The 12,829-nt window shown below is 66.1% G+C and carries 12 protein-coding genes and 2 pseudogenes; 9 read left to right on the forward strand and 5 right to left on the reverse strand.

The window, feature by feature from the left end:
- Positions 1 to 75 precede the first annotated feature (75 nt).
- The 4 genes from fabD to dps all read left to right on the forward strand — a co-directional run bounded on the left by fabD (position 76) and on the right by dps (position 2,779).
- The gene (fabD, locus tag IEX25_RS00195; protein WP_188713551.1) at positions 76 to 1,002 is read left to right on the forward strand and encodes an ACP S-malonyltransferase; all 927 of its coding nucleotides are present in this window, start codon (positions 76 to 78) and stop codon (positions 1,000 to 1,002) included.
- 41 nt (positions 1,003 to 1,043) lie between these two features.
- Complete coding sequence (gene fabG / locus IEX25_RS00200; RefSeq protein WP_188713552.1) at positions 1,044 to 1,781, forward strand: 3-oxoacyl-ACP reductase FabG; 738 nt, start codon at positions 1,044 to 1,046, stop codon at positions 1,779 to 1,781.
- Between the two features lie 147 nt (positions 1,782 to 1,928).
- Positions 1,929 to 2,162, forward strand: coding sequence for an acyl carrier protein (locus IEX25_RS00205; RefSeq protein ID WP_089387089.1), 234 nt, complete (start codon positions 1,929 to 1,931; stop codon positions 2,160 to 2,162).
- Positions 2,163 to 2,305: 143 nt separating this feature from the next.
- A complete protein-coding gene (gene dps / locus IEX25_RS00210; protein WP_103173089.1) occupies positions 2,306 to 2,779 on the forward strand; it encodes a DNA starvation/stationary phase protection protein Dps in 474 nt (157 codons plus the stop codon).
- A 7-nt stretch (positions 2,780 to 2,786) separates the two neighbouring features.
- Here the strand turns inward: dps and IEX25_RS00215 are convergent.
- Positions 2,787 to 3,605 (reverse strand): annotated as a pseudogene (locus IEX25_RS00215) (sulfotransferase family protein).
- Between the two features lie 127 nt (positions 3,606 to 3,732).
- Between IEX25_RS00215 and IEX25_RS00220 the strand changes: the two are divergent.
- Both IEX25_RS00220 and IEX25_RS00225 read left to right on the forward strand, forming a co-directional pair.
- Positions 3,733 to 5,306: pseudogene (locus tag IEX25_RS00220) on the forward strand (DUF5928 domain-containing protein).
- Positions 5,307 to 5,315: 9 nt separating this feature from the next.
- Complete coding sequence (locus IEX25_RS00225; protein WP_188713553.1) at positions 5,316 to 5,699, forward strand: histidine triad nucleotide-binding protein; 384 nt, start codon at positions 5,316 to 5,318, stop codon at positions 5,697 to 5,699.
- On the opposite strand, the gene IEX25_RS00230 is transcribed toward IEX25_RS00225, so the two are convergent.
- Both IEX25_RS00230 and IEX25_RS00235 read right to left on the reverse strand, forming a co-directional pair.
- The gene (locus IEX25_RS00230; RefSeq protein WP_188713554.1) at positions 5,696 to 6,142 is read right to left on the reverse strand and encodes a GFA family protein; all 447 of its coding nucleotides are present in this window, start codon (positions 6,140 to 6,142) and stop codon (positions 5,696 to 5,698) included. The genes IEX25_RS00225 and IEX25_RS00230 overlap by 4 nt on opposite strands.
- Before the next feature lie 16 nt (positions 6,143 to 6,158).
- On the reverse strand, positions 6,159 to 7,082 hold the full coding sequence (locus IEX25_RS00235; protein WP_188713555.1) for an ABC transporter ATP-binding protein: 924 nt from the start codon (positions 7,080 to 7,082) through the stop codon (positions 6,159 to 6,161).
- A 154-nt stretch (positions 7,083 to 7,236) separates the two neighbouring features.
- Here IEX25_RS00235 and IEX25_RS00240 point away from each other — a divergent pair, with 154 nt between their 5' ends.
- Complete coding sequence (locus IEX25_RS00240) at positions 7,237 to 7,425, forward strand: zinc-finger domain-containing protein (RefSeq protein ID WP_103173138.1); 189 nt, start codon at positions 7,237 to 7,239, stop codon at positions 7,423 to 7,425.
- Here the strand turns inward: IEX25_RS00240 and IEX25_RS00245 are convergent.
- Entirely contained in the window at positions 7,422 to 7,598 is a 177-nt protein-coding gene (locus IEX25_RS00245; RefSeq protein WP_188713556.1) for a DUF2256 domain-containing protein, read from the reverse strand. The genes IEX25_RS00240 and IEX25_RS00245 overlap by 4 nt on opposite strands.
- Positions 7,599 to 7,691: 93 nt before the next feature.
- On the opposite strand from IEX25_RS00245, the gene polA reads away from it, so the two are divergent.
- Both polA and IEX25_RS00255 read left to right on the forward strand, forming a co-directional pair.
- The gene (gene polA, locus IEX25_RS00250; RefSeq protein WP_188713557.1) at positions 7,692 to 10,490 is read left to right on the forward strand and encodes a DNA polymerase I; all 2,799 of its coding nucleotides are present in this window, start codon (positions 7,692 to 7,694) and stop codon (positions 10,488 to 10,490) included.
- Positions 10,490 to 11,419, forward strand: a complete 930-nt coding sequence (locus IEX25_RS00255; RefSeq protein WP_188713558.1) for a cation diffusion facilitator family transporter — start codon at positions 10,490 to 10,492, stop codon at positions 11,417 to 11,419. Before polA ends, IEX25_RS00255 begins: the two co-directional genes overlap by 1 nt.
- A 33-nt stretch (positions 11,420 to 11,452) precedes the next feature.
- Here IEX25_RS00255 and hemN read toward each other — a convergent pair whose 3' ends face one another.
- A complete protein-coding gene (hemN, locus tag IEX25_RS00260; RefSeq protein WP_188713559.1) occupies positions 11,453 to 12,808 on the reverse strand; it encodes an oxygen-independent coproporphyrinogen III oxidase in 1,356 nt (451 codons plus the stop codon).
- Positions 12,809 to 12,829: the final 21 nt, after the last annotated feature.

Consider the following 12,829-nt stretch of genomic DNA (forward strand, 5'->3'; position numbering starts at 1 on the left):
GAGGAATGCCCCCGTTGCGCCCCGACCCCCATCCGCGCTATCCCCTTGTGACCCAACACCATGCAGGAGGCCCCCATGCGCGCATTCGTCTTTCCCGGCCAGGGGGCGCAGACCGTGGGCATGGGACGCGAACTGGCCGAGGTCTATCCCGCCGCGCGCGAGGTGTTCCAACGGGTGGACGAGGCCCTGGGCGAGAAGCTGTCGGATCTGGTCTGGAACGGCGACATCGACACGCTGACCCTGACGCAGAACGCGCAGCCGGCGCTAATGGCGACCTCGATCGCGGCGTTCCGGGCCTTGGAAACGGAAGGCTTCGGCATCCAGGACGCCAATTTCGTCGCGGGGCATTCGCTGGGGGAATATTCGGCGCTGTGCGCGGCAGGAGCGCTGACGCTTGAGGACACGGCGCGGCTTTTGCGCCTGCGCGGGCAGGCCATGCAAGAGGCGGTGCCGGTCGGCCAGGGGGCCATGGCGGCGATCCTGGGCCTGGACTTCGCCACCGTCGAGCACATCGCGCGCGAGGTGGCGGGCGACGAGGTGGTGCAGGCCGCCAATGACAACGATCCGGCGCAGGTGGTGATTTCCGGGCACAAGGGCGCGGTGGAACGCGCCGCGGACGCGATGAAGGCAGCAGGCGCCAAGCGGGCGCTGATGCTGCCGGTTTCCGCGCCCTTCCATTCGGTGCTGATGCAGCCTGCGGCGGCGGTGATGGCCAACGCGCTGGCGGGCGTGGACATCCATCCCCCCGCCGTGCCCCTGGTCGCCAATGTCCGGGCCGAGGCGGTGGTTGAACCCGGCGCGATCCGCCGCCTGCTGGTGGAACAGGTGACCGGCACCGTCCGCTGGCGCGAATCCATCGCCAACATGGCCGAGGCCGGCGTGACCGAGTTCTGGGAGATCGGCGCAGGCAAGGCCTTGTCGGGCATGATCAAGCGCATCGCCAAGGATGCGGCTGTGCACAATGTGGGCGCCCCCGTGGATATCGCGGCGCTGAAGGGCTGACGGGGCCTTTTGGGTATTTGGACAACGAAGAAGGATCAGCCATGTTCGATCTGACAGGCAAGACGGCCCTGGTGACGGGCGCATCGGGCGGCATCGGCGGCGCCATCGCCCAGGCCTTGCACGGCGCGGGCGCAACGGTTGCGTTGTCGGGCACGCGCGAGGAGCCGCTGAACGACCTGGCCTCGGCCCTGGGGGATCGGGCGCATGTGGTGCCCGCGAACCTGTCGAATGCTGAAGCTGCCGCGGGGCTGATCAAGGATGCCGCGGCCGCCATGGGGTCGGTCGACATCCTGGTCAACAACGCGGGCATCACGCGCGACAACCTGTTCATGCGCATGTCGGACGAGGAATGGCAGCAGGTCATGGACGTGAACCTGACGGGCGTCTTCCGCCTGTCGCGCGCGGCATTGCGCGGCATGATGAAGGCCCGCTGGGGGCGGATCGTCAACATCACCTCGGTTGTGGGGGCCACGGGCAATCCGGGGCAGGGCAATTATGCCGCCGCGAAGGCTGGGTTGGTGGGGATGTCGAAGTCCCTGGCCTATGAGGTGGCTTCCCGCGGCATCACCGTGAACTGCGTGGCGCCGGGCTTCATCGCCACGCCCATGACCGACAGCCTGACCGACGACCAGAAGGGCAAGATCCTGTCCCAGATCCCCACAGGCCGCATGGGCAGCCCCGAGGAGATCGCGGCGGCGGTGCTGTATCTTGCCAGTCCCGAGGCGGCATATGTCACCGGCGCCACGCTGCATGTGAATGGCGGCATGGCGATGGTCTGACGCAGGTCGGCCACGCAAAAGCGGTTGCAAGAGGGTTCACGGGTGCTATATCCCCGGCTTGAGCAGCAGGGAAACCGCCCTGTGCCAAGGCGAATTATACATTCGCGTATAAAATTGGGCGGATGCCCGCGAGAATGAGGATGTGACATGAGCGATATCGCTGATCGCGTGAAGAAGATCGTGGTCGAGCATCTGGGCGTCGAGGAGGACAAGGTGGTCGAATCCGCGTCCTTCATCGACGACCTGGGGGCCGACAGCCTCGACACCGTCGAGCTGGTCATGGCGTTCGAGGAAGAATTCGGGATCGAGATCCCCGATGATGCCGCCGAAACCATCCAGACCGTGGGCGACGCCGTGACCTTCATCAAGGGCGCGGTCTGATCCGCACCTGCCGATCACCGGCACCATCCAGACGGCGTTCCTGCACCAGCAGGAACGCCGTTTTCCATTGGCGCATGGCGGCCTTGCCGGAACCGCGCACAGTCGCGCGCCGTTGGGGCCGCGCAACATGGAAGGAGCAGATCATGGCTGTCGAACTGAGGGGCCTGACCGACAATGCCCGCAAGACCGCGATTTCGGAACTGAACGGGCGGCTGGCCGATTCAATCGCCTTGGCGCTGGCGGTCAAGCAGGCGCATTGGAACGTGAAGGGACGCAATTTCATCGCTGTCCACGAATTGCTTGACATGCTGCACAACAACCTGCGCGAGCAGATAGACGTCATGGCCGAACGCGTGCAGCAGCTGGACGGGGTGGCGTTGGGCACCGTCGAGAAGGTGTCGGGCAGCACCACCCTGGCCGAATATCCGACCGACCTGACCAAGGCCGAGGATCATATCCGTGCCCTGTGCGACCGTTATCGCGATCACGGGGAAAAGCTGCGCACCGCCATCGACGCCACGGACGAGGCGGGCGATGCCGATACCGCCGACATCCTTACGGCCGCGTCACGCAGCGCTGACAAGGACCTGTGGTTCCTGGAAAGCCATCTGGAGTGACGGCGCCTTATCGGCCCAGCTTCGCGTGAACCTCGTCCAGGTCGATGTCGCCTAGGGGCAGCTTGTTGTCGGGGTTGTCGAAATCGTATCGGAACAGTTGGAAATCGTCCTTGTAGATTTCTCAGATCAGGTGCCGTGACAGGTCGTCGAAGTAGTCGCTGACCTTGTGCGCCCGCTTCGGCCCGTGCCCTTCGGATTCGTTGAACCGGGGCACGGATGCCGGATCGACCGGCACGGGGATCGTCGCCGCGTCCAGAACCTGCGCCATCCCGTCGTTGAAGGCTTCGGTGAAGAAGATGCGGTCATAGCGGCCGCCATTGGCGATGAAGGTGCCGACATGGCCCGAGATGGCCGACCAGTGGATGTCGGGATCCATCGGGCGGCGCCAGCGGATCGTGTCGCGCGCGAACAGCAGGAAGCGGCGGAAGCTGGCGATCTGGTCGAAATCGAAGTTGTTTTCCGGCCCGCCTACGTCGATGCCGTATTGCTGCGCCAGTTGCGGGACCAGATTGCCGCGATAGCGCCGCCCGTTCCGCTGGATCCCGGCGATCTTGTCGAAGAAGGACGACAGAATCCGCGCATAAGGGTTGCGCACGCAGGTGAAGGTCACGGCCTCGTGCCCGGCGACGGCGGCCTCGATCAGGGGCTTGCTGTGGTCTTGGGACCATTTGTGCAGGCCTTCGGCCGCATCGTGGATGTCGCCGTCGAAGAAGCGCCCATGGTCGGAATAGAACATGATCTGCCCGATGGTCGAACAGGCGCATTTCGGCACCACCCGATAGATCATGCTTTTGCTTTCGGTCATCCAGACCCCGGGAAAGCCCATCGTGCCCCACTTCCTCAGATTGCAACCCGGCTTGTCGGCGCGCGTCAAAGGCGTTTACACACAGAAACCGGGAAGGGTGCAAGCACTGTCGCCTTTCTTGCCGCAGCACCTTGAAGACCTTGGATCCATGGCCCGCATCGCCTTTATCCTTCTGACCCACAAGGATCCGCAAGGCGTGGTGGATCAGGCGCGGCGCCTGACGGCAAGCGGCGATCATGTCGTCATCCATTATGACCGCAATGCGCCGGCCGATGATTACCGCCGGATCCGGCAGTTGCTGGCGGACGCGCCGAGGGTCGGCTTCGCACCCCGGCGATACCGATGCGGCTGGGGCGAATGGTCGCTGGTCGCCGCCACCCTGTCGGCGCTGCGCGAGGCCGAGCGTCTTTTTCCCCAGGCCACGCATTTCTACATGCTGTCGGGCGACTGCATGCCCATCAAGTCGGCCGAATATGCCCGCGCCTTCCTGGACCGGGACGAATGCGACTATATCGAAGCCTTCGACTTCTTCGACAGCGACTGGATCAAGACCGGCATCAAGGGCGAACGGCTGGCCTATCGCCACTGGTTCAACGAACGAAAGTCGAAGCGGCTGTTCTATGCCAGCCTGCGGGCGCAGCAATGGCTTGGCCTTGAACGGCCGCTCCCCCCGGCATCCAGGTGATGATCGGGTCGCAATGGTGGTGCCTGCGCCGCCACACGGTCGAGGCGCTGCTGGCGCTGATCGCGGAACGCCCCGACCTGCCGCGCTTTTTCCGCAGCACCTGGATCCCGGACGAGACCTTCTTCCAGACCCTGGTTGCCCATCTGGTGCCCAAGGCGCAGATCCGCCGCCGGTCGCCCACCTGCCTGATGTTCACCGATTATGGAATGCCGGTGACCTTCTACAACGACCATTACGACCTGCTGACGCGCCAGGATTACCTGTTCGCCCGCAAGATCAGCGCCGAGGCGCAGGAATTGCGGGCCAAGCTGGGCGCGCTGTGGCTGGCCGAGGGCGTCAGCTTCGCCATCACGAACGAGGCGCCCCGCCTGTTCCGCTTCCTGACCGGCCGCGGCCGGGTGGGCCGCCGCTTCGCGCCCCGCTTCTGGGAAGATCAGGGTGCGTCGCGCAACCATGTCCTTTGCCTGATCGTGTCGAAGAAATGGCATGTCGCCAAGCGCCTGACGGCAGCCATCCGGGCGCTGACCGACATCCCGGCGGTCGATTACATCTTCAACGAACGCGATGCGGGACTGCCCGACCTGGGGGGGATCGCCTCGACCGTGGCCAAGCGGGAACGGCATCGCCGGGCCCTGGTCCGGCTGCTTTTCGACGATTTCGGGTCGCAACATCTGGTCTTGTGCCTCGATCCCTCGGCCCTGTCTCTGATCGCCGATTTCGCGGCCGACAGATCCGAGACGCGGATCCTGTTCATCGACACCGCCTTTGACGACGCCTATCTGCGCGGCCACATGCGCCGCACCGGCCTGGCGGGGGATGGCACGCCCGACACGGTGATCGAACAGTTGCTGCCGATCGTCGCGGGCGATCTGGCCCACGAGGTCGAACGACTGCGCGACATGGACTTTGCCCGCTTCGCCACCATCGCGTCCGACGCCACCCCCGAGGCGAATGCCCAAGCCATTGCGCGGTTTCTGGATGTTTCCCCCCAGGTCGCGCATGATCTGGCCCGGACGCCGCATCTGTTCACCGACTGAGGAATGCCCATGGCCTTCGATTATGACGACACCAACATCTTCGCCCGGATCCTGCGGGGCGAAATCCCCTGCGACAAGGTCGCCGAAAGCGATCACGCCCTGGCCTTTCGCGACATCCGTCCGCAGGCGCCGGTGCATGTGCTGGTGATCCCCAAGGGCCGCTATGTCAGCTTCGACGATTTCGCGGCCAATGCCTCGGACGCGGAAATCGTGGATTTCATGCGACTTTGCGCGCGGGTCTGCGCATCCGAGGGCGTCGGCCTGGACGACGGCAACCAGGGCTTCCGCGCCATCGCCAATACCGGCCCCCATGGCGTGCAAGAGGTGCCGCATTACCACCTGCACATCCTGGGAGGGCGGGTGATGGGGCCGATGCTGCCGCGCCAGGGTTAGGGGCGCCGGGCCGCGAAATCGGCCATCAGCGCGGCAAAGCCTTCAATCGGCGGAAAGCGCGCAAAGCCATGGGTGGCACCGACGCTCACCCATGGCAGCTTTTCCTCAAGCCAGCATTCGATGAAGGGCGGCTGGTCGCTGCCGCCCTCCAGCATGGTGCTGCGGATGTTGACCAGCGGGCCCAGGAAATCGGCCCGGGTATGGGTCCAGGACAGACAGAAGGCGCAGCAATGGTGGCGCAGTTCGCCCCGCAGCCCGCCCAGGATGGTTTCGCCTTCGATGGAAACGGCATCCTGCGCGTAAAGGCTGCTCAGCGAAAAGGCGCTGGCGGTCATCTGCTGGCAGCCCCGGCAATGGCAGACCATGGTCAGCAGGGGCGGCCCCGACACTGCGATCGTGACCCGTCCGCATCGGCATCCGCCATGTTGTCTGTCAGCGTCCATTCCTTCCCCCGTGCGGCTAGGCTCGCGTCATTTCCACGAACACATCCTCCAGATCCGGCTGCTCGGTCGCGACATCCAGGATGGGGACGCCCGCGCCGCGCAGCGCATCCAGAAGCTGGTCGGCACGGACGCGCGACGGGGGATAGCTGATCGCCAGCCGCCCGTCGCCCCGCCATTCGGGATGCGCGCCATCGGGCAGCGGGGGCAGGGCGATCCGCCCGCCCGTGTCCAGCACCAGCGTCTTGCCGTCGGCCCGCGACAGCAGGCTGCGCGTGTCCTGGCGCACCACCAGTTCGCCGTGGTTGATGATGGCGATCTCGTCGCACATCTGTTCGGCTTCCTCCAGGTAATGGGTGGTCAGGATGATGGTCATGCCCTGGCGGTTCAGGTCGCGGACGTTGTTCCACAGCATCTCGCGCAGGGTGATGTCCACGCCCGCCGTCGGTTCGTCCAGGACCAGGATCTGCGGGCGGTGGACCAAGGCCTTGGCCAGCAGCAGGCGCCGCCGCATCCCGCCCGACAGGTTGCGCGCATAGGCATTGGCCTGGTCTGTCAGGCCCACCAGTTCCAGCAGTTCATCGGTCCAGCGTTCGGATTTCGGCACGCCGTAAAGGCCCGCCTGCACCTCCAGGCTGGCGCGGGGGGTGAAGAACGGGTCCATGTTCAGCTCCTGCGGCATCACCCCGATGGCCGCGCGCGACTGGCGCGGGTTCACGTCCTGGTCGAAGCCCCAGATCGTGACCTTGCCCGCCGTCTTGTTCACCAGCCCGGCCAGGATGTTGATCATCGTGGACTTGCCCGCCCCGTTCGGACCCAGCAGGCCGAAGATGCTGCCTGCGGGAATCGTCAGGTCGATGCCCTTCAGCGCCTGCTTGGCAGGGGCGGACCCCTGGGCGGCATAGGTCTTGCGCAGACCTGCGATCTCGATGGCGTTGGGCATGGGTCTTGTCCCCCGGACAGCTTGCGAAGGCAGGCGGCGCTGCGGTAATGGGAGATAAGACCAGATACCGCCCGCCGCCACAAGAAGGCCAGCCATGACGCAATATGTGATCCCGGAAAACTCGCTGTCCACCGAACAGACGGATCTGTCGGAACTGAAGCTGCCCGCGCCCGCGACCCAGATCGTCACCGCCTGGAAGGTCGCCTGCGACGGGGACGATGCGGGCGGGCTTGGCCATCCGCGCGTCTGGCTGGCGATTTCCCCGGAAACGGGCTTTGTCGATTGCGGCTATTGCGACAAGCGCTTCGTGATCGACCGCGATCACGCCGGGGGCGACCACTAGGGCTGGGACCACGAGGGCTTGGATAGGCGGGGGGCCTTGGTCCCCCGGCAGCGGTCCGAGCAATAGCGGACCTGGTCCCAGTCCCGCGCCCATTTGCGGCGCCAGGTGAAGGGCCGCCCGCAGCAGGCGCAGATCTTGCTGGGCAGGTCGCCCTTGCGAACCATCCTGGGCATTGCCACCTTCTGCATTCCGCCAACCAAGGCGCGTCTGGAAACCACGGCGCGATCGTGCCAGAACCGGGGCCGGAACCGAAAAGGAACATGGCGATGAGCGACGGCTTCGGCAAGGGCTGCCACCTGCACCTGATCGACGGATCGGCCTTCATCTTCCGGGCCTATCACGCCCTGCCGCCGCTGACGCGCAAGTCCGACGGGCTGCCCGTGGGCGCGGTCGCGGGTTTCTGCAACATGCTGTGGAAATACGTGTCCGACGAACGGGGCTCGGACGCGCCCACCCATGCGGCGGTGATCTTCGACCATTCGTCCAAGACCTTCCGCAACGAGATCTACAACGCCTACAAGGCCAACCGCCCCGAACCGCCCGAGGATCTGCGCCCGCAGTTTCCGCTGACCCGCGACGCCACCCGCGCCTTCAACATCGCCTGCATCGAGACAGAAGGATACGAGGCCGACGACATCATCGCCGCGCTGGCTTGCCGCGCGCGCGACGCGGGCGGGTCGGTCACCATCATCAGCAGCGACAAGGATCTGATGCAGCTTGTGGGAGACGGCGTGCAGATGCTGGACCCCATCAAGGGCAAGCCCATCGACCGCGACGAGGTGTTCGAGAAGTTCGGCGTCTGGCCCGACCGCGTGGTGGACGTGCAGGCGCTTGCGGGGGACGCCGTGGACAACGTGCCGGGCGCGCCGGGCATCGGCATCAAGACGGCCGCGCAACTGATCACCGAATTCGGCGACCTGGAAACCCTACTCGCGCGGGCGGGCGAGATCAAGCAACCCAAGCGCCGCCAGACCCTGATCGACCATGCCGAACAGATCCGCATCTCCAAGCGGCTGGTGGAACTGGATTGCAACACGCCCCTGGATTTCACGCTGGACAGCCTGGAGGTGCGCGCGCCCGACGCGCCGACCCTGCTGACCTTCCTGTCGGAAATGGAGTTCCGCACCCTGACCGCCCGCGTGGCCGAACGCCTGGGGGCCGAGGCCCCGGCCGTGGTGTCCGCCCCGGTGCGCGACGCGCCTGCCGCCCCCGACCTGCCGCCCATCGACCGCGACGTCTATGAAACGGTGACCGACCGCGCGGCCTTGGATCGCTGGGTGCAACTGATCCGCGACACGGGCCAGGTCGCCATCGACACGGAAACCACCGGCCTGGACGAGATGCAGGCCGATCTGGTCGGCATCTGCCTGGCCGTGGCGCCGGGCCGCGCCTGCTATATCCCCGTAGGCCACATGGCGGGGGGCGACGACCTGTTCGGGCAGTCGGCCCTGGTCGCGGGCCAGTTGCCGCTGGCCGATGTGCTGGCGGCCCTCAAGCCCCTGCTGGAGGATCCGGCGATCCTGAAGATCGGCCAGAACCTCAAATACGACTGGAAGATGCTGGCCCGCCACGGCATCCGCATGGCGCCCCTGGCCGACACGATGCTGATGTCCTATGCCCTGAACGCGGGCACGCACAACCACGGCATGGACGAACTGGCTGAACGTTACCTGGGCCACAAGTGCATCCCGATCAAGGACCTGATCGGCAGCGGCAAGTCGCAGATCAACTTCGGCCAGGTGCCCATCGACAAGGCCGCCCCCTATGCCGCCGAGGACGCCGATGTCACGCTGCGCCTGTTCCAGCATTTCGCGCCGCTGCTGCCGGTGGAACGCGTCACGACGACCTATGAACTGACCGAACGACCCATCATCCCCGTCCTGGCCGAGATGGAGATGGCCGGCATCCGCATCGACGCCGAGGTGCTGCGCCGCATGTCTGGCGCCTTCGCGCAGAAGATGGCGGCGCTGGAGGATGAGATCTACGCCCTCGCGGGCCAGAAATTCACCATCGGCAGCCCCAAGCAGCTGGGCGAGATCCTGTTCGACAAGATGGGCATGACCGGCGGCAAGACCGGCAAGACCGGCGCCTTTTCCACAAGCGCCGACGTGCTGGAGGATCTGGCCGCCGAGGGCCATGACCTGCCGTCGCGGATCCTGGACTGGCGCCAGATCTCCAAGCTGAAATCGACCTATACCGACGCCTTGCCGACCTTCGTGAACCCGGAGACGGGGCGCGTCCATACCAGCTATTCCATCGCGGGGGCGCAGACCGGGCGGCTGGCATCCACCGACCCCAACCTGCAGAACATCCCCGTCAGGACCGAGGAAGGCCGCCGCATCCGCGAGGCCTTCATCGCCGCCGAAGGGCATCGCCTCGTCAGCCTGGATTACAGCCAGATCGAGTTGCGGATCCTGGCCCATGTGGCCGATATCCCGGCGCTGAAGCAGGCCTTCCGCGAGGGCATCGACATCCATGCCATGACCGCCAGCCAAATGTTCGGCGTCCCGGTTGAGGGCATGGACCCGATGATCCGCCGCCGCGCCAAGGCGATCAACTTCGGCGTGATCTATGGCATCTCGTCCTTCGGGCTGTCGCGCAACCTGCGCATCCCGCGCGCCGAGGCGCAGGAGTTCATCGACACCTATTTCCAGCGTTTCCCCGAAATCCGCGCCTATATGGACCGCACCATCGCCGATGCGAAGTCCGACGGCAGCGTGCGCACCCTGTTCGGGCGGCGCATCAACACGCCGGGCATCAACCAGTCCGGGCCTGCGGCGGGGGGCGCGCGGCGGGCGGCGATCAACGCCCCGATCCAGGGGGCTGCCGCCGACATCATCCGCCGCGCCATGATCCGGATGCCTGCGGCCATTGCGCATCTGCCCGCGCGGATGCTGCTGCAGGTCCATGACGAACTGGTCTTCGAGGTGCGCGAGGATGCCGTGGACGACCTGATCACGGTCGCCCGCGGAATTATGGAAAACGCCGCCGAACCCGCCGTGAAGCTGTCGGTGCCGCTGGTCGTCGATGCGGGCACGGGCATGAACTGGGCCGAGGCGCATTGATGGGCCACGGCCATTCGCACGCGCACGGCCATTCCTACGGCCATCACCACGGCCATCACCACGGCCACGGCGATGCGGCGATCGGCTGGGCGGTCATCGTCAACCTGGCGCTGACGGCGGCGCAGATCATCGGCGGATACGCCGCCGATTCGACCGCCCTGATCGCCGACGGCATCCACAACCTGTCCGACGCCCTGGCGCTTGTGCTGGCCTTCGGCGCGCGTCGCCTTGCCAGGCGAGAGGCCACGCCCGACTGGTCCTATGGCTGGGGGCGGGCGGAAATCGTCGCGGCCTTCGTCAACTATCTGGCGCTGATCGCCATCTCGATCTGGCTGGCGGTCGAGGCGCTTGGCCGCCTGTCCGACCCCCCGCAGGTAGCGGGCGGGCTGGTCATGGGGCTGGCGACCTTTGCCCTGGTCGTCGATCTGGCGACGGCGGCGCTTGTCTGGCGCGCGGCCAGGGACAGCGCCAATATCCGCGCGGCCTTTTTGCACAACCTGGCGGATGCGGGCGTGTCGGTGGCCGTCATCGGGGGTGGGTTGCTGATCTGGGCTTTCGGCTGGAACCTGGCCGACCCGATCCTGACGCTGGCGATTTCCGTCGTGATCCTGTGGCATATCGTCCTGGAGATCGGGCCGGTCTTCCGGATGCTGATGCTGGCCGCCCCGCCGGGCAGCGATCCGGGCGCGGTCCTGTCAGCTCTGCGCGCGCTGCCGGGCGTCAGCGATGCCCATCACCTGCACCTGTGGCAGATCGACGAAAAGCGCGCGGCGGCCTCGGTTCACCTCGTGGTGGAAACCGGCGACCCCTTCGCCGTCACCCGCGCGGCCAAGGCGATGCTGGCGCAGCGCTTCGACATTCCCCACGCCACCATCGAGATCGAGCCGTCGGGCGCCTGCGCCGACCACAAGGACCACCGCCACGCGTGACATGGGGTGCGTGTGGACACGCACCCTCCACGGCTAGACGGCGGACGAATGGCTGGTCGGCGCCGCCATATAAGCGTCCAGCATGTTCGCCACCATCCGGGCCAGCGGGCGGCCTTCGGGCGTGATCCGCAGGCCCCAGGGGCCGACCTCGACCATGCTGCCGAATTGCCCGATCACCGGATCGAAGACCTCCTGAAGCTGAACGGCGGTCAGGCCATAGTCCGCCTGCATTTCCGCCGCATCCACCCGGAAATCGCACATCACCTGTTCGATCATCCGGCCGCGCCACAGATCCTCGGGCGTGAAGGCATGGCCCTTGGTATGGGGCAAGCGGCCCTCGCGCACATGGGCGGTATAGGCGCCGGTCGCGGGCGCGTTCTGCGCATAGCCCTGCGGGAAGCGGGAAATCGACGACGCGCCAAGGCCCAGCAGCACCTGCGCCCCGTCATCGGTATAGCCCTGGAAATTGCGCCGCAGCTTGCCCGTCCTTGCGGCCACCGCCAACCCGTCGCCGGGTCGGGCGAAGTGGTCGATGCCGATCTCGGCATAGCCATCGGCCACGAACAGGTCGCGGGCGGTGTTGAACAGGGTCAGCCGATCCTCGTTGCCGGGCAGGGCATCCTCGGGGATCATCACCTGCCGCTTGGACATCCAGGGCACATGGGCATAGCCGTAAAGCGCCACCCGGTCGGGCGACAGGGCCAAGAGCTTCTGCACCGTTTCGGAAATCCGGGTCCGGTCCTGGTGCGGCAGGCCATACAGGATGTCGGCATTCAGGCTGGCGATGTTGTGGCTGCGGATCAACTCGACCGCCTGGCCGGTCAGTTCGAACGATTGCTGGCGGCCGATGGCGTCCTGGATCTTCGGATCGAAGTCCTGCACCCCGATCGAGGCGCGGTTCATCCCCGAAGCCGCAAGCGCGGCCATGCGGGCGGCGTCGATTTCCGACGGGTCGATCTCGACCGAGAACTCGGCCCCCTCGGCCATCGGCACCACGTCGAAGATCGCGTCCGCCACGCGCCCCATCTGGTCGGGCGGCAGCAGCGTGGGCGTGCCCCCGCCCCAGTGCAGCCGCGACAGCCGCACCCCGCGCGGCAGGTGGCGCCGCAGCAGCGCCAGTTCCGCCAGAACCGTGTCCACATAGGCAATCACCGGATCCAGCGTCTTGGTGCCCTGGGTCCGGCAGGCGCAGAACCAGCACAGCCTGCGACAGAACGGCACATGAAGGTACAGCGAAATCGCTGCGCCCTCGGGTATGGAATCCAGCCAACCCGAGACCATATTGGCATTCATGCCTGGTTTGAATTGTGTCGCGGGGGGATAGCTCGTGTAGCGCGGAACGCGCGAATCGAAGAGACCCAGCCGCTTTAGTTGCGAAACATTGCTCATGTGGGTAGGATTAAGTGATAA

Origin of the sequence: Paracoccus acridae (assembly GCF_014642735.1) — a bacterium.
GTDB lineage: Bacteria > Pseudomonadota > Alphaproteobacteria > Rhodobacterales > Rhodobacteraceae > Paracoccus > Paracoccus acridae.

Coding starts and splice junctions, on each gene's coding strand:
- fabG (WP_188713552.1), top strand. CDS start 1,044: ATGTTCGATCTGACAGGCAAGACGGCCCTGGTGACGGGCGCATCGGGC.
- polA (WP_188713557.1), top strand. CDS start 7,692: ATGAGCGACGGCTTCGGCAAGGGCTGCCACCTGCACCTGATCGACGGA.
- dps (WP_103173089.1), top strand. CDS start 2,306: ATGGCTGTCGAACTGAGGGGCCTGACCGACAATGCCCGCAAGACCGCG.
- IEX25_RS00230 (WP_188713554.1), bottom strand. CDS start 6,142: ATGGACGCTGACAGACAACATGGCGGATGCCGATGCGGACGGGTCACG.
- hemN (WP_188713559.1), bottom strand. CDS start 12,808: ATGAGCAATGTTTCGCAACTAAAGCGGCTGGGTCTCTTCGATTCGCGC.
- IEX25_RS00235 (WP_188713555.1), bottom strand. CDS start 7,082: ATGCCCAACGCCATCGAGATCGCAGGTCTGCGCAAGACCTATGCCGCC.
- IEX25_RS00205 (WP_089387089.1), top strand. CDS start 1,929: ATGAGCGATATCGCTGATCGCGTGAAGAAGATCGTGGTCGAGCATCTG.
- IEX25_RS00225 (WP_188713553.1), top strand. CDS start 5,316: ATGGCCTTCGATTATGACGACACCAACATCTTCGCCCGGATCCTGCGG.
- fabD (WP_188713551.1), top strand. CDS start 76: ATGCGCGCATTCGTCTTTCCCGGCCAGGGGGCGCAGACCGTGGGCATG.
- IEX25_RS00255 (WP_188713558.1), top strand. CDS start 10,490: ATGGGCCACGGCCATTCGCACGCGCACGGCCATTCCTACGGCCATCAC.
- IEX25_RS00245 (WP_188713556.1), bottom strand. CDS start 7,598: ATGCCCAGGATGGTTCGCAAGGGCGACCTGCCCAGCAAGATCTGCGCC.